At 68.8% G+C, this 18,493-nt stretch carries 19 protein-coding genes; 7 read left to right on the top strand and 12 right to left on the bottom strand.

The window, feature by feature from the left end; translation table 11 throughout:
* Positions 1 to 14: 14 nt before the first annotated feature.
* From ACSQ9A_RS00480 to ACSQ9A_RS00440, 9 genes are read right to left on the bottom strand one after another with little or no spacing between them, the layout of a single operon-like run.
* Entirely contained in the window at positions 15 to 899 is an 885-nt protein-coding gene (locus ACSQ9A_RS00480; RefSeq protein ID WP_436292216.1) for a DMT family transporter, read from the bottom strand.
* Positions 896 to 1,954, bottom strand: a complete 1,059-nt coding sequence (locus tag ACSQ9A_RS00475; RefSeq protein ID WP_436302290.1) for a histone deacetylase family protein — start codon at positions 1,952 to 1,954, stop codon at positions 896 to 898. Before ACSQ9A_RS00475 ends, ACSQ9A_RS00480 begins: the two co-directional genes overlap by 4 nt.
* On the bottom strand, positions 1,951 to 3,321 hold the full coding sequence (locus ACSQ9A_RS00470) for an aspartate aminotransferase family protein (protein ID WP_436302289.1): 1,371 nt from the start codon (positions 3,319 to 3,321) through the stop codon (positions 1,951 to 1,953). The genes ACSQ9A_RS00475 and ACSQ9A_RS00470 overlap by 4 nt, the downstream gene beginning before the upstream one ends.
* 1 nt (position 3,322) lies before the next feature.
* Positions 3,323 to 4,285 (bottom strand): 2-hydroxyacid dehydrogenase, encoded by a 963-nt coding sequence (locus ACSQ9A_RS00465; RefSeq protein WP_093104642.1) that lies wholly within the window; start codon positions 4,283 to 4,285, stop codon positions 3,323 to 3,325.
* Entirely contained in the window at positions 4,285 to 5,940 is a 1,656-nt protein-coding gene (locus ACSQ9A_RS00460) for an ABC transporter ATP-binding protein (protein ID WP_436302288.1), read from the bottom strand. The genes ACSQ9A_RS00465 and ACSQ9A_RS00460 overlap by 1 nt, the downstream gene beginning before the upstream one ends.
* Positions 5,937 to 6,782, bottom strand: coding sequence for an ABC transporter permease (locus tag ACSQ9A_RS00455; protein ID WP_093104645.1), 846 nt, complete (start codon positions 6,780 to 6,782; stop codon positions 5,937 to 5,939). The genes ACSQ9A_RS00460 and ACSQ9A_RS00455 overlap by 4 nt, the downstream gene beginning before the upstream one ends.
* On the bottom strand, positions 6,779 to 7,753 hold the full coding sequence (locus ACSQ9A_RS00450) for an ABC transporter permease (RefSeq protein ID WP_093104646.1): 975 nt from the start codon (positions 7,751 to 7,753) through the stop codon (positions 6,779 to 6,781). The genes ACSQ9A_RS00455 and ACSQ9A_RS00450 overlap by 4 nt, the downstream gene beginning before the upstream one ends.
* Positions 7,754 to 7,760: 7 nt before the next feature.
* On the bottom strand, positions 7,761 to 9,329 hold the full coding sequence (locus tag ACSQ9A_RS00445; RefSeq protein WP_436292213.1) for an ABC transporter substrate-binding protein: 1,569 nt from the start codon (positions 9,327 to 9,329) through the stop codon (positions 7,761 to 7,763).
* Between the two features lie 55 nt (positions 9,330 to 9,384).
* Positions 9,385 to 10,176, bottom strand: coding sequence for a class II aldolase/adducin family protein (locus ACSQ9A_RS00440; RefSeq protein WP_436302287.1), 792 nt, complete (start codon positions 10,174 to 10,176; stop codon positions 9,385 to 9,387).
* 126 nt (positions 10,177 to 10,302) lie between these two features.
* On the opposite strand from ACSQ9A_RS00440, the gene ACSQ9A_RS00435 reads away from it, so the two are divergent.
* Positions 10,303 to 10,731, top strand: coding sequence for a hypothetical protein (locus ACSQ9A_RS00435; RefSeq protein WP_436302286.1), 429 nt, complete (start codon positions 10,303 to 10,305; stop codon positions 10,729 to 10,731).
* Positions 10,732 to 10,856: 125 nt separating this feature from the next.
* A complete protein-coding gene (locus tag ACSQ9A_RS00430) occupies positions 10,857 to 11,063 on the top strand; it encodes an addiction module protein (protein ID WP_436302285.1) in 207 nt (68 codons plus the stop codon).
* A 330-nt stretch (positions 11,064 to 11,393) separates the two neighbouring features.
* Here the strand turns inward: ACSQ9A_RS00430 and ACSQ9A_RS00425 are convergent, their stop codons facing one another.
* On the bottom strand, positions 11,394 to 12,104 hold the full coding sequence (locus tag ACSQ9A_RS00425; RefSeq protein ID WP_436302284.1) for a Crp/Fnr family transcriptional regulator: 711 nt from the start codon (positions 12,102 to 12,104) through the stop codon (positions 11,394 to 11,396).
* A gap of 111 nt (positions 12,105 to 12,215) precedes the next feature.
* Between ACSQ9A_RS00425 and ACSQ9A_RS00420 the strand changes: the two genes are divergently transcribed.
* Genes ACSQ9A_RS00420 through ACSQ9A_RS00405 form a run of 4 tightly spaced genes read left to right on the top strand, consistent with a single transcriptional unit; the run spans position 12,216 to position 16,953 of the window.
* On the top strand, positions 12,216 to 13,133 hold the full coding sequence (locus ACSQ9A_RS00420; RefSeq protein ID WP_093104653.1) for a 3-keto-5-aminohexanoate cleavage protein: 918 nt from the start codon (positions 12,216 to 12,218) through the stop codon (positions 13,131 to 13,133).
* Positions 13,134 to 13,168: 35 nt separating this feature from the next.
* Positions 13,169 to 14,161 (top strand): Bug family tripartite tricarboxylate transporter substrate binding protein, encoded by a 993-nt coding sequence (locus ACSQ9A_RS00415; protein ID WP_436302283.1) that lies wholly within the window; start codon positions 13,169 to 13,171, stop codon positions 14,159 to 14,161.
* Between the two features lie 11 nt (positions 14,162 to 14,172).
* Entirely contained in the window at positions 14,173 to 15,114 is a 942-nt protein-coding gene (locus tag ACSQ9A_RS00410) for a 3-hydroxyacyl-CoA dehydrogenase NAD-binding domain-containing protein (RefSeq protein ID WP_436306228.1), read from the top strand.
* A 24-nt stretch (positions 15,115 to 15,138) separates the two neighbouring features.
* A complete protein-coding gene (locus ACSQ9A_RS00405) occupies positions 15,139 to 16,953 on the top strand; it encodes a feruloyl-CoA synthase (protein ID WP_436302282.1) in 1,815 nt (604 codons plus the stop codon).
* Positions 16,954 to 16,966: 13 nt separating this feature from the next.
* Here ACSQ9A_RS00405 and ACSQ9A_RS00400 read toward each other — a convergent pair whose 3' ends face one another.
* Positions 16,967 to 17,107, bottom strand: a complete 141-nt coding sequence (locus ACSQ9A_RS00400; protein WP_436302281.1) for a hypothetical protein — start codon at positions 17,105 to 17,107, stop codon at positions 16,967 to 16,969.
* Positions 17,108 to 17,265: 158 nt separating this feature from the next.
* Here ACSQ9A_RS00400 and ACSQ9A_RS00395 point away from each other — a divergent pair, with 158 nt between their 5' ends.
* On the top strand, positions 17,266 to 17,658 hold the full coding sequence (locus ACSQ9A_RS00395; protein WP_436302280.1) for a DUF1801 domain-containing protein: 393 nt from the start codon (positions 17,266 to 17,268) through the stop codon (positions 17,656 to 17,658).
* Positions 17,659 to 17,673: 15 nt separating this feature from the next.
* On the opposite strand, the gene ACSQ9A_RS00390 is transcribed toward ACSQ9A_RS00395, so the two are convergent.
* Positions 17,674 to 18,414: a hypothetical protein gene (locus ACSQ9A_RS00390; RefSeq protein ID WP_436302279.1), complete on the bottom strand. Its 741-nt coding sequence runs from the start codon at positions 18,412 to 18,414 to the stop codon at positions 17,674 to 17,676.
* Positions 18,415 to 18,493 lie beyond the last annotated feature (79 nt).

Below are 18,493 nucleotides of genomic sequence, written 5' to 3'. Positions count from 1 at the left end.
TGGAGCACCCGGGCTCATTCTTTCATCGGCTGCCGCGCCAGGTAGACGCCGGCCGCGATGATCAGCGCAATGCCCGACATCGCCAGGCCGTCGGGCGGCTTGTGGAACCAGAAGGTGCTGAAGGCCACCGCGAGCAGCAGCTGGAAATAGTTGAGCGGCGCCAGCGTCGAGGCCTCGACCCGCTCGAAGGCCGCCAGCAGCAGCCACTGCGCCGCGCCGCTGCAGGCGCCGCCGGCCAAAAGCAGCAGCACGGCGCCGGCCTCGGGGCGCTCGGCCGGCAGGAAAAGCGGCGCCGGCAGCGCGGTCGCGATCAGGCAGACCAGCGCGGTGTAGGCGTACTGCACGGGGCTCGCGACCCTGCCCGCGAGCCGGCGCGTGAGCAGCTGGAAGACGGCGTAGCAGACGGCGGCGATCGCCATCAGCACGGTGCCGAGCCACGGCAGGTCGCTGCCGGGCCGCACGATCAGCAGCATGCCGGCAAAGCCGACGACCACGGCCACCCAGCGGCTGCGCTGCACCTGCTCGCCCACCAGCCAGGGCGACAGCGCGACCATCAGCAGCGGCGCGGTGAAGTAGATGGCCGTGGCCTCGGCCAGCGGCATCCAGATCAGCGCCGTCATGAAGCAGGTGGCCACGGTCGCCAGCATCGCGCCGCGCAGCAGCAGCAACTTCTTCTGCGGCGCGCGCCAGATGCGTAGGTCGCCGTGGTGCAGCAGCATGGCGAGAGCGATGCAGATCACCGACAGGTAGCGCATCAGGTTGACGAAGGGCGCCGGGTAGAACTGCAGCATTTTCTTGCAGAAGGCGTCGTAGGAGGCGAAGGCCACCAGCGCGCAGAAGAAGAGCGCGATGCCGGCGCTCCTCGAACCCGGCGCTCGCAGTGCGGCGGTGGTCATCACCGAAGCGCCTCGAAGCCGCGCAGAAAGTGGTCCAGCGCCGGGCCGATGGCCTCCACCATGTAGCCGCCTTCCTGGACGATCACCGTGGGCAGGCCCAGCGCGCCGATCTTCTCGCCGATGCGGCGGTAGGCGTCCAGGTCGAGCCGCAGCACGCTGATGGGGTCGTCCTTGTAGCTGTCGAAGCCCAGCGCGAGCACGAGGGCCTCGGGCGCGAAGCCGCGCAGCGCCGCCAGTCCCTGGTCCACCGCTTGCAGGAAGAGCTCGTTGCCGGCGCCGTGGGGCAACGGCAGGTTCAGGTTGCAGCCCTCGCCCGCACCGCTGCCGCGCTCGTGCGCATAGCCGGTGTAGAACGGGTAGTAGCCGCTCGGATCGGCATGCGTCGACACGGTCAGCACGTCATCGCGCGCATAGAAGATGTTCTGCGTGCCGTCGCCGTGATGGGCATCGAGGTCGAGCACGGCCACGCGGCCATGGCGCTCCCGGAGGCGCTGCGCGGCCGCCGCGCTGTTGTTCACGTAGCAGAAGCCGCCCGCGCGGTCGCGGTGCGCGTGGTGGCCCGAAGGCCGGCACAGGGCATAGGCGGCATCGCCGCTGTCGAGCACCGCGTCGGCCGCCGCCACCGCGGTGTGCGCCGAACGCAGGACCGAGCGCCAGGTGTGGGGGCCGATCGGGCACGAGAGGTCGCTGATGTAGTAGCCCGTGCGCGCCACGATCGACGGCGAGGGGCAAGGCGCGCGCAGCACGCCCGGCGTGCCGCCGTGGTACGGCGAAACATTGGGCAGCACTTCGATGCCCGGCTCGACGCCCGGCAGCTTCAGCGCGCGCCACAGCGCGTAGGCCGTTTCGAGGTAGTCCAGATAGTCGGCGCTGTGCACGCCTTCGAGCGGCGCGCGGCCGTAGTCCCGCGGCTGCGCGAGTTCGATGTCGCGTGCGGCCAGCGCGTCGCGCAAGGCGTGCGCGCGGGTCGGCAGATCGGCCGGCTTGCTGATGCGGCCCAGGCGCATGAACTGCTGCGGGTCGTGCAGCAGCTGCTCGTCGGTGAAGAAGGCCTTCATGCCATCGACGCTTCGAAGCCGACCAGGGCGCGGTCGAAGCGCTCGAACATCTCGTCGATCTGCGCGGCGCTGATGACGAGCGGCGGGCAGAAGGCGACGGCGTCGCCCATGGCGCGCACGATCAGGCCCTGTTCCAGCGCGAGTTCGGCCACGCGCGCGCCGGCCTTCTGCGCCGGATCGAAGGGCGTGCGCCGGGCCGGGTCGGCGGCGAGCTCGATCGCGCCGATCAGGCCCACGCCGCGCACCTCGCCGACATGCGGGCGCGCTGCGTAGCGCTGCAGGCCCTGCTGGAAGCGCGGCGCCAGCGTCTTCACGTGCGCGAGGATGTTCTCGTCTTCGTAGACCTGCAGCGTTTCGAGCGCGATCGCGCAGGCCACCGGATGGCCCGAGTAGGTGAAGCCGTGGCCGAAGGTGCCGATCTTTCCGCTGTTGGCGGCCACCGCCGCATGCACCTTCTCCGACACCATCACGGCCGAGATCGGCACGTAGCCCGAGGACAGCGCCTTGGCCGCGGTCAGGATATCGGGCCGCAAGCCGAAGGTGGTGGAGCCGAACATCTCGCCGGTGCGACAGAAGCCGCAGATCACCTCGTCGGCGATCAGCAGCACCTCGTACTTCGCGAGCACCGCCTGCACCTTCTCGAAGTAGGTGGCCGGCGGCACCAGCACGCCGCCCGCGCCCATCACGGGCTCGGCGATGAAGGCGCCGACGGTCTCGGGGCCCTCTTCGAGGATGCGCTTTTCCAGCGCATCGGCCAGGCGCGTGGCAAAGGCTTCCTCGCTTTCGCCGGCCTCGGCGTAGCGGTAGTGGTGCGGGCAGTCGACGTGCAGGATGCGAGCGATCGGCAGGTCGAAGTCGCGGTGATTGGGCACCAGGCCGCTCAAGCTGGCCGCTGCCACGGTGACGCCGTGGTACGCATTGCGGCGCGCGATGATCTTTTTCTTGTCCGGCTTGCCGATGGCGTTGTGGTAGTACCAGACCAGCTTGACCGCGCTGTCGTTGGCCTCCGACCCGGAGTTGGCGAAGAACACCTTCGACATCGGCACCGGCGCGAGCGTGAGCAGCTTCTCGGCGAGCGCGATGGCCGCCTCGTTCGAGCGGTGGTTGAAGGTGTGATAGTAGGGAAGCGAGCGCAGCGCCTCGCTGCCGGCCTTGGCCAGGCGCTCGTTGCTGAAGCCCAGCGAAGCGCACCACAGGCCCGACATCGCCTCCATGTAGCGGCGTCCCTGGTCGTCCTCCACGAAGATGCCGTCGCCGCGCCGGATCACCAGCGGCCCGACCTGGGGATGGGTGGCGAGGTTGGTGAAGGGATGAAGGTGCGCCGCGATGTCGTGGGCGGCGTTGTCGGCGTGGGTGGATGGGTTCATGTCAGTAGCCGCGTTCGAGGTCGACCAAGTGGGAAGGACGCTCGCCTTTTTTCAGCAGCGCGAGGTTGGCGAGGGTCTGCTGCGCGATCACCAGGCGGTCGGTGCGCGTCGCGATGTGCGGCGTGATCAGGATGCGCGGATCGCCCCAGAAGGGATGGTCCGGCAGCAGCGGCTCCTGCGAGAAGGCATCGAGTGTCGCGGCCGCGAGCTGGCCGCTTTCGAGCGCAGCCAGCAGGTCGGCTTCGACCAGGTGATCGCCGCGGCCGACGTTGATCAGGTGCGCGCCGCGCGGCAGTTTCGCGAACAGCGCGGCATCGAGAAAGCCCTGCGTCTGCGGCGTCAAGGGCAGCAGGCACACCAGCGTGTCGCAGCCCGACAGGAACGCGTCGAGCTGTCCGGCGCCGTGGAAGGCGACGACGCCCGGCGGCAGCGCTTCCTTGGCGCTGCGGCTCCAGCCGCGGACCTGGTAGCCGATGCCCGCGAGCGCCTCGGCGCAGGCCATGCCCAGCGTGCCGAGGCCGGCGATGCCGACGCGATGGCGGCGCGGCGAGACCACGTCCTGCTCCTCCCATCGGCCGGCCGCAGAGCTCGCGACGTAGGCGTTCATGCCGCGATGGTGCTGCACCACCGCCCAGCTCACATAGGCTTTCATGCCGGCGGCCATGCCGGTGTCGACGATGCGGCACAAGGGGCGCTCGCGTGGCAGCTGCGGGTCGGCCACGATGTGGTCGATGCCCGCGGCCAGCGACTGCACGAGCTTCAGCTTCGGCAGCCGCGCCAGCTGACCGTGCGGCGGATACCAGCAGACCGCCGCCTCGATGTCTTCCAGCGGCCCGAGCTCGGCGCCGAGCCGCAGGTCGATGCCGGGGCAGGCCTCGCGGAAAGCGGGTGCGAGGTACTGCATGTCCAGCACCTCGCTGAGCAGCGCCACGCAGGGTGTCGTGCTGTCGCCGTTGCGCTGCATCACGCGACCCGCGCCGCAGCTTCGGCGGGCGAAGCCAGCCGCGGCACCGCATCGATCAGCTTGCGCGTATATGCATGCTGCGGGTCGTTCAGCACCGCATGCGTCTCGCCGTACTCCACCACCTCGCCGCGCTGCATCACGGCGATGTGGTCGCACATCTGGCCGGCGACGCGCAGGTCGTGGGTGATGAACACCATCGCCAGCTGGAACTGCTCACGCACCTGGGCGAAGAGTTCCAGCACCTGGGCCTGCACGGAGACGTCGAGCGCCGACACCGGCTCGTCGGCGACCAGCAGTTCGGGCTGCATCGCCAGCGCGCGCGCGATGCCGATGCGCTGGCGCTGGCCGCCGGAGAACTCGTGGGGGTAGCGTTGCGCCGCGTCGGCCCCGAGCCCGACCAGTTTCAGCAGCTCCATCGCGCGCGCCATGGCCTCCGCCTTGGCTACGCCCTGGGCGATGGGACCGCCGGCGATCGCCGCACCGATGCGATGCCGCGGATTCAGCGACGCATACGGATCCTGGAACACCATCTGGATCTTGCCGCCGGCAGAGCGGCGGAAGTTCCCGTCCTGCGCCAGGTTGTGCCCCTTGAAGAGGATGCGGCCGCTGTCGAAGGGCGCCAGGCCGACCAGGCAGCGTCCCACGCTCGACTTGCCCGAGCCCGACTCGCCGACCAGGCCCAGCGTCTCGCCGCGGCGCAGCTCGAAGTTGATGTTCTTCGCGGCCTGCACCGAGCGGCCACGTTTGAACAGGCCCGCGCCGGACTTGTAGGTCTTGCACAGGTCCTGCACCTGCAGCAAGCGCAGCGCATCGTCGGTCGGCGTGGCGCGCTGCGCGTGGCCATGGGGAATGGCGGCGATCAGCTTGCGCGTGTAGGGATGCCGCGGCGCGCCGAGCACGCCGGCGGCGGCCCCGGACTCGACGATCTTGCCGGTCTGCATCACCACCACGTGATCGGCGATCTCCGAGACCACGCCGAAGTCGTGCGTGATGAAGAGCACGGCGGTGCCGCGGCGCTGCTGCAGTTCGCGCACCAGCTTGAGGATCTGCGCCTGCGTCGTCACGTCGAGCGCGGTGGTCGGCTCGTCCGCGATCAGCAGCACGGGCTCGAGCACGAGCGCGCAGGCGATCATCACGCGCTGGCGCTGGCCGCCGGAGAGGCGGAACGGATAGCTGTCGATCAGCAGCTCGGGATCGGGCAGGCCGACGTCGGCCAGCGCCGCGAGGATGCGGCGCCGCTTCTCGGCCGCGGGCACCGTGCCGTGCGCATCGAACACCTCGCCAATCTGCTCGCCGATGCGCATGACCGGGTTCAGCGCCGTCATCGGCTCCTGGAACACCATGCCGATGCGCCGGCCGCGCAGCTCGCGCATCTGCGGCTCGGTCAGCGCCAGCAGGTCGGTGCCTTCGAACAGGATCTTGCCGGCCACCGGCGCCACCTGCGGGCGCGGCAACAGGCCCATCACCGCGTTGGCGATCATCGATTTGCCCGAGCCGGATTCGCCGACGACGCACAGCGTCTGGCCCGGCAGCACCGAGAGCGTCGCGCCCTCGACCGCGAGCGCGCGGTCGGCACCCTTGGGCAGCGAGATGCTCAGGTCGACGACCTCGAGCACGGCTTGCGCCGGCTTCAGGCGTGTCACGCCGGCGTTCATCGGCCCCTCCCGTCCAGCCGCGTGTTGAGGCCGTCGTTGAGGCCTTCACCCACCAGGTTGAGCGCGAGCACGGTCAGCACGATGGCCAGCCCCGGGAACAGCGCCATCCACCAGGCCTGGCGCAGCACGGTGCGGGCCGAGCCAACCATGTAGCCCCAGCTCATCTGGTTGGGGTCGCCCAGGCCGAGGAAGCTCAGGCTCGATTCGAGCAGGATCGCCGTCGCCACCATGAGCGAGGCCATCACGATGATGGGCGACATGGCGTTCGGCAGGATCTGCGTGAGGATGATGCGCGGCGTCGACTGGCCGGCCAGCAAGGCGGCCTGCACGAAGTCGCGCTGGCGCAGCGTGAGGAACTCGCTGCGCACCAGGCGCGCCACCGGCGGCCAGGAGACGATGGCGATGGCCGCCACGATGGAACCGACCGAGGGCTGGAAGATCGCGACCAGCACGATGGCCAGCGCAAAGCTCGGCACCGCCTGGAAGATCTCGGTGAAGCGCATCAGCCCGGCATCGATCCAGCCGCCGAAGTAGCCGGCGACGGCACCGAGCGTGACGCCGATCAGGAGCGCGACGACGGTCGAGACCACGCCGATCAGGAGCGAGATGCGCGCACCGTGGATCACGCCCGAGAGGATGTCGCGCCCGAGGGTGTCGGTGCCCATCGCGAAGCCGGGCTCGGTCCAGGGCCGCAGGAAGGGCTGCTGCACCATGCCCCAGGGGTCGTTGGCGGCCATCCAGGGGCCGAACAAAGCGACGACGGCGACGACCGCCAGCACCACCATGCCGGCCACCGCGCCCTTGTTGCGGACGAAGCGCCGCCAGAAAGGACTTTGGGTCATGTCAGTTCGATGCGTGGGTCGACCAGCGTGTAGACGAGGTCGGTGATCAGGTTGAACAGCACGGCCATCGCCGCCGTCACGAGGAAGGTGCCTAGCAGCAGGCTGTAGTCGCGCTGCAGCAGCGCGTCGAACATCAGGCGGCCGAGGCCGGGCCATGCGAACACGGTTTCGGTGAGCACCGCGCCGCCGATCAGGCTGCCGGCCTGGATGCCCGCGAGCGTGACCACCGGCAACAGCGCGTTGCGCAGCACGTGCGCGCGCAGGATGCGGCCGGGCTTCACGCCCTTGGCGCGTGCCGTCTTCACGAAGTCCATCTGCGCGACGTCGAGCATGGCGGCGCGCGTCATGCGGGCGTAGACGGCCATGTAGAACAGCGCCAGCGTCAGCACCGGAAGCACCAGGTGCTGCGCAACGTCCCACGCCAGTGCCAGCCCGGTCGCGCCCGAGCCGACGGTGCTGAAGCCGAAGCCCGGAAGCCAGTCGAGCTGCACCGTGAACACCAGCACGGCCATGAGGGCGAGCCAGTACAGGGGCGTGGCATAGAACACCAGCGCCACCGTGGTGATCGCGCTGTCCACCCACGTCCCCGCCCGCCGCGCCGAGAGCGCGCCGAGCGTGACGCCGAACAAGAGCGACAGCGCGAAGGCGCTGCCGGTGAGCAGCAGCGTCGCGGGCAGCCGGTCCAGGATCAGCTTCAGCACCGGCTGCTGCTGGCGGTAGGAGAAGCCGAGGTCGAGCTGCACCACCTTGCCGAGGTAGGTGCCGAGCTGGGTCGTGATCGGCTGGTCGAGCCCGAACTGCGCGCGCAGCTGGGCGACGAACTGCGGGTCCGAAGCACCGGCCTCGCCGGCCAGCACCGAGACCGGATCGCCCGGCGCGGCGCGCACCAGCATGAAGTTGACGGTCGCGATCAGCAGGATCGCGACCAGACCCTGCAGCACGCGGGCCAGCATGAATTGCGTGCGCTTCATGCGCGGCTCAGGCCACCGAGGCGCCGCTCAGGCTGTCGTTCAGGCCGATGCCCGAACTGATGATGTTGCTGAGCTTGGTGCGGTAGAGCGTCGGGAAGTTGATCTCGTACAGCCAGGCCACCGGCACGTCGTTCAGCAGCAGCTTCTGCGCCTCCAGGTAGATCGCCTTGCGCTTCTCGGGATCGGCCTCCTTGGCGCCGGCATCGAACAGCTCGTCGATCTTCGGGTTGGAGTAGCCCTCGACGTTGTTGAAGGGCGAGCCCTTGGCGATATTGGCCGTGGTGTAGTTGCGCGCCACGCCCAGGGCCGGGTCGCCGTACTGGTAGACGTAGGTGAAGGCGAGGTCGTAGTCCCACTCGTTGAGCTTCTGGTTCCAGCCGGCCACGTCGGTGGCGACCATCTCGAGCTTGACGCCGGCCTGCGCCAGGTTCTGGCGCAGGATCTCGGCCGAGCGCGTCCAGGTCTCGCCGTAGGGCAGCGGCAGCAGGCGCAGCGTCTCGCCCTTGTAGCCGGCCTCGGCCAGCAGCTTCTTGGCGGTGTCGACGCTGCGCGGGTACTTGGGGACGTCGGTGCTGTGGAACTTGATGTTGCTGTTGAAGGGGCCGGTCGCCGGCTTGGCGAAGCCCTGCCAGGCCACCTTGCAGATGGCCTCGCGGTCGATCGCGTGCATCAGGGCCTGGCGGAACTTGACCTGGTCCATCGGCGCCTTGCGGTTGTTGATCCACAGCCAGGCGTGCGGCGCGAAGAACTCCCAGCCCTTGGTCGTGACCGCGGCGCCCGGCAGCTTCGACAGCCGCAGCACGTCGAAGTACTCGACCGCGCCGCCCGGCACCAGGTCGACCTTGCCCGATTCGAAGGCCGCGGCGCGCGAGGCCGCGTCGGGAATGACGTGGAAGTACACGCTCTCGACCAGCGGCACGTCCTTGACGTGGTACTTGTCGTTGGCCACCAGCTGGATGTAGGAGCCCTTGACCCATTCCTTGAACTTGAACGGGCCGGTGCCGATCGGCGTGGCGTTGGCCGGGTTGGCGGCGAAGTCCGTGCCTTCGTAGATGTGCTTGGGGATCATCGGCATGCTGCCGACCTCGAAGATGCCGAGGAAGGGCCCGAAGGGGTACTTGAGCTTGAACTCGACCGTCAGCGGATCGACGGCGCGGATGCTTTCGACCGCGGCGAGATTGGCGCGCAGCCGTGCATGCGTCTTGCGCAAGAACACGTCGGCGGAGAACACCACGTCGGCCGAGGTGAAGGGCTTGCCGTCGTGCCACAGCACGCCGGGCTTGAGCTTGAAGGTGAAGAGCGTGCCTTCCTTGTTCGAGGTCCAGGAGGTGGCCAGCGAAGGCAGCGGGGTGATCTTCTCGTCGTAGCGCAGCAGGCCTTCGTAGATGTTGCCGGCAATCATCTGCGTGGGACCGTTCTGCGTGATGCCCAGCATCAGCCCGGGCGGCTCGGGCTGGACCACCGCGTTGATCACGCCGCCCTTCTTGCCTGCCGCCAGCACATGCAGGGGAACGCCCGCGAGCGTCAGGCCGGCCGCCGTGGCGGCACCCATTTGAATGAGATTGCGACGTTTCATGAGAACTCCTTGTGGCTCGATCGGGGATGGTGGGAAGGAAGGAAGGGAACGAAGCTCAGTCGCGGAAGGACGTGGCGGGCACGGGCTCGATGCGCTGCAGCAGCGCGCGCCATTCGCGTGCATTCGGGTCGGGCTGGCCGGGCATGCGCACGGTGTCGCCGCTCTCGTACTGGCGCGCGGTCTTTTCGCAGACCTCGAGCGGCACCGGATACACGGGCTGGCCGCTGGACTGGATCGCGACCTGCACGCGGCAGGCGCGCTCCAGATTGAGCATGAGGATGAAGGCCTCCGACACCGTGCGGCCCAGCGTGACCAGGCCGTGGTTGCGCAGGATGAGCGCACGCGCCGTCGGCCCGAGGTCTGCGACCAGCCGTTCGCGCTCCTCGAAGTCGAGCGCGATGCCCTCGAAGTCGTGATAGACCACGCGCTCGTGGAACTGCAGCGCCCACTGGTTGCAGGGCTGCAGCCCGCCGGCGAGCGAGGACACCGCCACGCCCGCCACCGTGTGCGTGTGCAGCACGCAGGCGGCGTCGTGGCGCGCCGCATGCACGGCGCTGTGGATGGTGAAGCCGGCCGGGTTCACGTCGTAGGGCGAGTCGTCGAGGATGCGGCCCTCGAGGTCGATCTTCACCAGCGAGGAAGCCGTGACGTCCTTGAACAGCATCCCGAAGGGGTTGATCAGGAACTGGTCTTCGGTGCCGGGCACGCGCGCGGAGATGTGCGTGTAGATGCTGTCGTCCATCCCGTAGTGCGCCACCAGCCGGTAGGCGGCAGCCAGGTCCTGGCGCACGGCGCGCTCGGCATCGGAGATCGGGAGGGCCGCGCGGCCCACTGCGTGCAATGGCATGGATCTTTTCCTTGGGTCGGTTCCGACGGGCAACTGTCGACAGTCGGCATTTCACAGCATACAGCAATATACGGGCCCATCCTTCGATGTGTGCATCCACTCTCCTGGCATTCCTCTAAAAACAAGGTGGTTCATCCCAATGAAGAGGGCGTCAGTGTTGATCTGATTCAGGGCCTTCGGGCGCGCCGCACACTATCGGGGCAGCCAGGCACCATGGCGCGCCACACCAGGCAAACTGCGCCAGACTGCAGACTGTTCGAAAAGGAGCCGAGCATGAAACTGCTGGAAATGCCCGAGGCGCAACGCGCCGAGCTGTCCGCCCGCAGCGCCCTGGCCATCGACGCCAAGGGCCGGGAAGTGCTGCATGGCTTGAGCGCCGACGAGTCGCAGTTCTTCGTCGATTGCATGCGCGAGTCGCCGTCCCGGCCGGCCGAACGCGAGCGCTGCGTGGAACTGAGCGTCAAACACGAGGCCGCCCGCCTGAAGATCGCCTCGGTGGACGACGAAAGCACCGGCGAAGAAAACAGGCCTCCGCGCCTCGCGCACAAATTCTGAAGGCCGCCACGGGCAGCGCTGGATCGGCGGCGCTGAGCCGGCTCTGAGGGATCGGGAGCTTGGCGGCGCCCGGCTCCGGCAGTGCTGTGGCATGCTTGCCATTCGCACTGGTTTACGGAGGCGTCATGTCCATGACCGTTCAAGATCTTGAGGCTCAGGTCCTCGGTTTGCCGCCCAAGGAGCGACTGATCGCCAGCTTCGAGCCCAGATCAAAGGCACAGGAAGCGTGGATGCAGCTGGCGCTGCGCCGCCAGGAGGATGTCCGTTCGGGCAAGGCCGCAATGGTCCCAGGCGATGAGGCCCTTGCGCGCGTGCGGGCAAGGATCAGGTGAGTCACCGGATTCATCCCGAAGCCGAAGCTGAGCTCGGTGATGCGGCGTCTACTATGCGACCCATGCAAGTCGACTGATCGCACAGAGGCTTTCCTCGCCGAGTACGAGCGAGTTCTTGGGCTCCTCCTCGAGAATCAGCAGCGTGGTCCTCATGGCGGGCACGGCATGCGCATCTATCACTTCGATCGATTTCCCTGCACCGTGATCTACGCGGAAGACGCAAGCCTCGGGCCTCAGATCTTTGCCATCGCGCATCAGAGCCGCGAGCCCGCGTACTGGTCTTCCAGGCTCTGACTGCCCAGACGCGCTGCAGGCGAGTTCTCCGACGCACTATTCGGCAAAGCGCCGCAGCCCTTCCAGATCGACCACGGTGATGCCGCCGTACTCGATGCGCAGCAGGCCCGCTTCGCGCAGCCGGTTGAGCGCCGCGTTGCAGCGCTGGCGCGAGAGGCCGGAGAGGTTGGCGATCTCTTCCTGCGAAGTCTGCAGATACACGTCGCTGCCCGGATGCAGCCACGGATGGAACAGGCCGGCCAGCGCGCGCGCCACCTGGCTGTCGGCATCGAGCAACCGGTGCGCCGCATAGTTGCCCATGAACCAGTGCAGGCGCTCGTTGATCTGGTTCAGCAGGAAGTGGTTGAAGCTCATCTGCGTGCGGTGCAGCCACTCGAAGGTGTCGAGCGGCAGCACCGCGACACGGCTGTCGCGCAGCGCGATGATGTCGGCCGAGCGCGGCATCGCGCGCAACAGCGTGCCTTCGCCGAACCAGCTGCCGACCGACAGGCCGCCGAAGGTGACGGAGCGGCCGTCGCTCGATGTCATCGACCACTTGAGCAGGCCTTCGAGCGTGCCGTACCAGTGCAGCGGCGCGTCGCCGCGGCGGCACAGCGCGGCGCCGGCGGCCACCGACTCCTCGCGCATGTCATCGAGCACGCGCGCCTGCGCCGCCGCGTCCAGCCCGGGGAACCAGACCGATCGCTGCAGCAGCTCGGGAATCGACAAGGACGCCGGCGGTCTCTGGCTCGGCCTGGTGTGCGGCATCGACGCTCCTGCTGGCTGCGGCTCGTAAACCCTGATCTCAAATGTCATCGCAATGACTGCCGGGACGACGGCAGCCAAAAATAATAGCGCGCCGTCCACAGGAGAAAGCCCATGTCCAAGCGCAAAGTGATCGTGACCATCGCCCCCACGGGCGGCATGGCGCACAAGTCGCAGAACCCGCATCTTCCCACCCAGCCCGAGGAGATCGCAGCGGATGTGGTGGCCTGCTGGAAGGCCGGCGCGAGCGTGGCCGCGATCCACGCGCGCCGGCCGGACGACGGCGCCACCTGCGACGCCGAGGTCTACCGCGACATCAACCGCCGCATCCGCGCCGCCGGCTGCGACATCGTGCTCAACAACTCCACCGGCGGCGGCGTGCACGGCGACATGATCAAGCCGCTGCCTGGGGGGCGCTGGGAGATCGCCTTCGACGAGCGCGTGAAGGGGATGGACGCCGGCGCCGAGATGTGCACGCTGGACGCGACCACGCTCAACCTCAGCTTCGAGGGCCGCGAGATCCTGATGGACACGCCGCTCACCAAGGGCCGCGAACTCGCGGCCGGCATGAAGGCGCGCGGCATCAAGCCCGAGTGGGAGGTGTTCAGCCCCACCCACATCCTGCAGGACACGACCACGCTGATCGAGGAGGGGCTGGACGAGGCGCCCTACTTCATCAACCTGGTGATGAACGTGCACCGCAACTTCCAGAACGCGATGCCCTTCTCGCCGCGGCATCTGCAGATGATGGTGGACACGCTGCCCAAGGGCGCGATCTTCTGCGTGAGCGGCATCGGCCCCTCGCAGCTCGAGGCCAACATCAGCGCGCTGCTGCTCGGCGGCCATGCGCGCGTCGGCCTGGAGGACAACCTCTATTACCGTCACGGCGAGCTGGCCACCAACCTGCAGCTCACCGAGCGCATCGTGCGCCTCATCCGCGAGATGGACATGGAGCCCGCGACGCCGGCCGAGGCGCGCGACATGATGGGGCTGCCGCGCGTGGGCCTGCCGCGCCCCGAGTTCGCAGCCTGACCAACGATTCCGAGAGAACAGCAAGGAGACACACCATGACCGATCGCCGCCACTTCCTCCACACCCTCGGCGGCGCAGCCGCGCTCGCTGCCCTGCACCCACTGGCCGCGCTGGCCCAGACCATCGAGCAGGTCAAGATCCTCTACGGCTTCCCGGCCGGCAGCGCCGGCGACAGCGTGGCGCGCCGCGTCGGCGAGAAGCTGGCCGGCTCTTCCTACACCCGCAACGCGGCCGTGGTCGAGAACAAGCCCGGCGCAGGCGGACGCATCGCGCTGGAGCTGCTCAAGGCGGCGCCGGCCGACGGCAGCGTGCTGGCGCTCACGCCCTTCTCCTGCACCTCGATCTACCCGCACATCTACAAGAAGCTGAGCTACGACCCGGTCAGGGACCTCGCGCCGGTGTCGATCGCCGCGGTGATGCACCACGGCCTGGCGGTCGGCCCGCTGGTGCCGGCCAGCGTCAAGACGGTGAAGGATTTCCTGGCCTGGGCCAAGGCCAACCCCAACGACGCGAGCTACGGCTCGCCGGCGGCCGGCTCGACGCCGCACTTCATCGGCGCGCTCTTGGGCATCAACAACGGCGTCGAGCTCAAGCACGTGCCCTACCGCGGCTCCATCCCCGGCGTGACCGACGTGGTGGGCGGCCAGATCGCCTCGATGATCACGCCCAGCGGCGACTTCATCGCCAACCACAAGGCCGGCAAGCTGCGCCTGATCGCCACCTCCGGCAAGGCGCGCTCGCCGTTCTCGCCCGAGGTCCCGACCCTGGCCGAACAGGGCTTTCCGGAACTGACGACCGAAGAGTGGTTCGGCTTCTACGCGCCGGCCAAGACGCCGGCCTCGGTGATCGCCGCCGCCAACGCGTCCATCAACGCCGCGATCAAGGACAAGTCCGTCATCGACAGCCTGGCGGTGGTCGGCCTGATCGCCCAGGGCTCCACCGTCGAGGAGATGGCCCGCTCGCAGAACATCGAGTTCGAGCGCTGGGGTCCGCTGGTCAAGAAGGTCGGCTTCACGGCCGAATCCTGACGATGGCGCACATGGACACGGCCATCACACGCGTCGCGGTCGTCGGCACCGGCGTGATCGGCGCCAGCTGGGCGGCCTACTTCCTCGCCCACGGGCTCGACGTCGATGCCACCGATCCTTCGCCGGGCGCCGAGGCGCGGCTATTCGAAGCCGTGGCGCAGCACTGGCCGACCTTGCAGCGCTTCGGGTTGGCCGAAGGTGCGTCGATGGAGCGGCTGCGCTTCCATGCAACGCTGGAAGACGCGGTGCGCGACGCCGACTTCGTGCAGGAGAACGGCCCCGAGCGCCTGGACTTCAAGATCGATCTGTTCCGCCGCATGGACGTGGCCGCGCAGCCGCACGCGATCCTCGCTTCGAGCTCTTCGGGGCTCGCGATCAGCGGCGTGCAATCCGGCTGCGCGCATCCCGCGCGCGTGGTGCTGGGCCACCCCTTCAATCCGCCGCACCTGATTCCGCTGGTCGAGGTGATCGGCGGCACGGCCACGTCGCCCGCGACCATCGAACGCACGATGGCCTTCTATTCCGCGATCGGCAAGCGCCCGATCCACGTGAAGCGCGAGGTCAAGGGCCATATCGCGAACCGGCTGCAGGCCGCGCTGTGGCGCGAGGCCTTTCACCTGGTCGACCAGGGCGTGGCCTCGGTGGCCGACATCGATGCGGCCATCGCGCACGGGCCCGGTTTGCGCTGGGCCGTGATGGGCCCGTTCATGAACCTGCATCTCTCCGGTGGCGCCGGCGGCATCGCGCATGTGCTCGCGCACCTGGGTGGGCCGATCGAGGACTGGTGGAAGGATCTGGGTGCACCCACGATGACACCCGAGCTCAAGCAGCAGGTGGCCGAAGGCGTGGCCGCGGAGCTGGGCCAACGCCACACCAGTGAGCTCGAAGCCGCGCGCGACATCCTGCTGTTGAACCTGATTCGCGCAAAAGCGGCGTCCGGCACACTCGAATAACCAAGCGCCTCCAGGAGACAAGCGATGACCGCCCCCGGCTTCTTCGACGACGAGCGCCAGCTCGCCCCGCCGCGCACCCTGCGCATCGACTTCGACGACGGCTCCTTCGCGCTGCGCTCGCCGGTGGCGCTCAGGCCCTATGCGCGCTGCATCGGCGAGTGGCTGGAGCGCTGGGCGCGCGAGACGCCCGATGCGCTGGCGCTGGCCGAGCGCGACGAAAGCGGCGAAGGCTGGCGCCGGCTCGACTACCGTGCGCTGCGCCGCGCCGTCGGCGCCGTGGCGCAAGGCCTGCTGGACCTGGGCGTGCCCGCAGACAAGCCGGTGGTGATCCTCTCCGACAACGCGATCGACCATGCGGTGCTGATGCTCGCCGCCATGCACATCGGCCGCACCGCCTGCTCGCTCTCCAGCGCCTATTCGCGCATGGCGAAGGACCCGACGCGGCTGCACAGCATGCTGCGCGCGCTCGAGCCGGCGCTGATCTATGCCTCGGATGCCAAGGTCTACGGCAGCGCACTGGCGGGCTCGCGCATCGATGCGCCGGCGGTGTTCAGCCGCAACGCCGACGCCCACCCGGGCGCGCTCAGCTTCGCGCAGCTGCTCGAAACCGAGGAAACGCCGGCCGTCATGCAGGCCTTCGAGGCCATCCTGCCCGACACCCACGCCAAGTACCTGCTGACCTCGGGCTCGACCGGCAGGCCCAAGGTGGTAATCAACACGCACCGCATGCTGTGCGCCAACCAGCAGATGATTGCGCAGACCTGGCGCTTCCTCGACCAGGAGCCGCCGGTGCTGGTCGACTGGCTGCCCTGGAGCCACACCTTCGGCGCCAACCACAACTTCAACATCGTCCTCAGCCACGGCGGCGCGCTCTACATCGACGAGGGCCGGCCGGCGCCGGGGCTGATCGAGAAGACGGTGCGCAACCTGCGCGAGGTGCGGCCCACGCTGCTCTTCAACGTGCCGCGCGGCTACGACATGCTGCTGCCCTTCCTCGAGGCGGACGACACGCTCGCGGCCGAGGCCTTCTCGCGCCTGCGCCTGTGCTTCTATGCCGCCGCGGCGCTCGCGCCCTCGACCTGGCAGCGGCTCGAAGCGGTGGCGCGGCGCGCACGGCCCGCGCAGCCGCTGTGGCTCACCACTTCCTGGGGCGCGACCGAGACCTCGCCCGCGATCACCTCGGCGCACTGGAAGCTCGACGGCGCAGGCTGCATCGGCGCGCCGCTGCCGGGGCTGGAGCTGAAGTTCGTCCCCAACGGCGACAAGCTGGAGATGCGGGTCAAGGGCGTTTCGGTGTTTCCCGGCTATCGCGGTGCGCCGCGCGAGACCGCGCAGGCCTTCGACGAGGAGGGCTACTACCGCATCGGCGACGCGGGCTACCTGGTCGATGAAGCACGGCCCGAGTGCGGCGTGATGTTCAACGGCCGCGTGGCCGAGGACTTCAAGCTCACCAGCGCCACCTGGGTGTCGGTGGGCACGCTGCGCGTGGAGCTGGTCTCGCGGCTTGCGCCGCTGGTGCAGGACGTCGTGATCACCGGCCACGACCGCGAGGCAGTTGGCATGCTGGTGTTCGCCAGCCCGCAGGGCGCCGCGCTGCCGCGCGAGGAGCTGGCGGCCGCACTGCGCCGCACGATGGCAGCCATGCGCGACGCCGGTGCAGGTTCCTCGCAACGCCCGGTGCGCGCACTGGTGCTCGCTACCCCGCCCGACATCGATGCCGGCGAGATCACCGACAAGGGCTACATCAACCAGCGCGCGGTGCTGACGCGGCGCGCGGCCGAGGTCGAGCGGCTGCATGGCAGCGCAGCCGACCCGGAAGTGGTGCGCCTGGACGATTGAGCTCGAGAAGCGGCTACGGAGCGTTCATGTAGCGCTCGACCTCGCAGGCCTGCCCTGCGGGATCGGCGCCGCAGGCCGTCGGAGGCGGTGCATGGGCCGCGCCCGCGCAGCCTGCCAGGATGAGAACACCAGCGATCGCGAAGATGGCTCGCACTGCGTCTCCTTGGTAGACAGCCTCGCGGCCATGACCAGCCTGCGAGGCCCACCCACGATACCGCAGGCACTCCGACTCCGCAGCGATCGCCGAAGCTTGTCGAACGACGGCTTGGCGCCCCGGTCCCGTTTAAGCTTCGCCGATCAAGCCTGTCCGGAATGCAAAAGACGACGCCTGCTTCTAGTCCCGACGCCTATGTGGCCGCCCTCGATGGCTGGCGTCGGGCGTGCGTCGGGGAATTGCGTGCGGCGGTTCGCGCCGCGTCGGCGATGGAGGAGGTCGTGAAATGGCGCCACCTCGTCTATCTCGCGAACGGGCCCGTGCTCCTCATTCGCGCGGAGGAAGCCCGGGTACTGTTCGGCTTCTGGCGAGGGCAGCAGCTGCGCGCCATCGAACCCGGGCTCAAGCCTGGAGGGAAGTACGAAATGGCCACGCTGGAACTGCGAGAGGGAATGACCGTCGACCCCGCCACAGTGCGCCTCCTGACGCGAAAGGCGGTCGCCCTCAATCGAACGCTTGGTGATCCGACTCTCGCAGCGAAGCGCGGCTGAACGACTGATGCAGGCTCAGCCCAGCAGCAGCGGATTGCGGCGCGCTTCGTCGAGCCGGCGCTGGCGCAGGGGTTCGACGCACTGCAGGCTGCGGCGGGCGGATGGCTGCGCGCACGCGTAGTTCATGCAGACCGCGCGGAACACGAAACTCAAGCCCGTGCACTTGGCCGACGGACCCCGGGCGCCGGCGCGGGCCAGCAGCGGTGCTGCACTGGCGTGGGCCGAAGAAAACCTGCGCGGGGTTTTGCCTGGCGCCGCACGGGAGCGCTCCGCAACGACGGCAAGGGGTTCGGTGTCCGCCTTCGGCGCTTGCGCCAGCGCGACGGCCGGCGCATCCGGCGATGCATGCATCGGCATTTTTTCGCTTGCCGAAGAGAAGGACCCGTCGCGAGGGCCGAAGGCCGCGACGACGATGAGCGGGATCGCCACGGTCCACATGGCCAGCAAGGCAACGGCGCGCAATGGCCGCGCCACCACGACGGGCGACGGCGTCTTCGGTTCGTTGTCGGCCGGCCGCGCCGCCAGGCGGTCGGCGAGCCGGCGGCGCCGTCGCGCTTCGTCGGCCGCCAGTCTCGCGAACTGCCTGAGCTGCTCTTCCGTAGGACCCGGGCCGCCCCGGATGAAGCTTCCGAACGAGCGAACGATGGCGGCCTGCGCCTCTTCTCTTGCGCTCGCCGCGTTGCGGGTGGCGTCCAACTGGGCACCGATCGACACCTCCGTCGTCCGCGCAGACCTTGAATTGAAACCCTCTGACATCAGTTCCTTCCAGCACCAAAAGCCATGAGACGGCATCACATCCGAGCTTGCGCATTTTTCTGTCGGACATCGCCTGATG

Source organism: Variovorax sp. LjRoot290, assembly GCF_964253985.1.
GTDB lineage: Bacteria > Pseudomonadota > Gammaproteobacteria > Burkholderiales > Burkholderiaceae_C > Variovorax.
This window is presented reverse-complemented; position numbering and strand designations above follow the sequence as displayed.

Excerpts from the sequence above, each read along its gene's own strand:
- ACSQ9A_RS00425 (WP_436302284.1), bottom strand. The coding sequence starts at position 12,104 with ATGCCGCACACCAGGCCGAGCCAGAGACCGCCGGCGTCCTTGTCGATT.
- ACSQ9A_RS00455 (WP_093104645.1), bottom strand. The coding sequence starts at position 6,782 with ATGACCCAAAGTCCTTTCTGGCGGCGCTTCGTCCGCAACAAGGGCGCG.
- ACSQ9A_RS00420 (WP_093104653.1), top strand. The coding sequence starts at position 12,216 with ATGTCCAAGCGCAAAGTGATCGTGACCATCGCCCCCACGGGCGGCATG.
- ACSQ9A_RS00415 (WP_436302283.1), top strand. The coding sequence starts at position 13,169 with ATGACCGATCGCCGCCACTTCCTCCACACCCTCGGCGGCGCAGCCGCG.
- ACSQ9A_RS00450 (WP_093104646.1), bottom strand. The coding sequence starts at position 7,753 with ATGAAGCGCACGCAATTCATGCTGGCCCGCGTGCTGCAGGGTCTGGTC.
- ACSQ9A_RS00470 (WP_436302289.1), bottom strand. The coding sequence starts at position 3,321 with ATGAACCCATCCACCCACGCCGACAACGCCGCCCACGACATCGCGGCG.
- ACSQ9A_RS00465 (WP_093104642.1), bottom strand. The coding sequence starts at position 4,285 with ATGCAGCGCAACGGCGACAGCACGACACCCTGCGTGGCGCTGCTCAGC.
- ACSQ9A_RS00460 (WP_436302288.1), bottom strand. The coding sequence starts at position 5,940 with ATGAACGCCGGCGTGACACGCCTGAAGCCGGCGCAAGCCGTGCTCGAG.
- ACSQ9A_RS00395 (WP_436302280.1), top strand. The coding sequence starts at position 17,266 with ATGCAAAAGACGACGCCTGCTTCTAGTCCCGACGCCTATGTGGCCGCC.
- ACSQ9A_RS00475 (WP_436302290.1), bottom strand. The coding sequence starts at position 1,954 with ATGAAGGCCTTCTTCACCGACGAGCAGCTGCTGCACGACCCGCAGCAG.
- ACSQ9A_RS00405 (WP_436302282.1), top strand. The coding sequence starts at position 15,139 with ATGACCGCCCCCGGCTTCTTCGACGACGAGCGCCAGCTCGCCCCGCCG.
- ACSQ9A_RS00445 (WP_436292213.1), bottom strand. The coding sequence starts at position 9,329 with ATGAAACGTCGCAATCTCATTCAAATGGGTGCCGCCACGGCGGCCGGC.
- ACSQ9A_RS00440 (WP_436302287.1), bottom strand. The coding sequence starts at position 10,176 with ATGCCATTGCACGCAGTGGGCCGCGCGGCCCTCCCGATCTCCGATGCC.
- ACSQ9A_RS00410 (WP_436306228.1), top strand. The coding sequence starts at position 14,173 with ATGGACACGGCCATCACACGCGTCGCGGTCGTCGGCACCGGCGTGATC.
- ACSQ9A_RS00390 (WP_436302279.1), bottom strand. The coding sequence starts at position 18,414 with ATGTCAGAGGGTTTCAATTCAAGGTCTGCGCGGACGACGGAGGTGTCG.
- ACSQ9A_RS00430 (WP_436302285.1), top strand. The coding sequence starts at position 10,857 with ATGTCCATGACCGTTCAAGATCTTGAGGCTCAGGTCCTCGGTTTGCCG.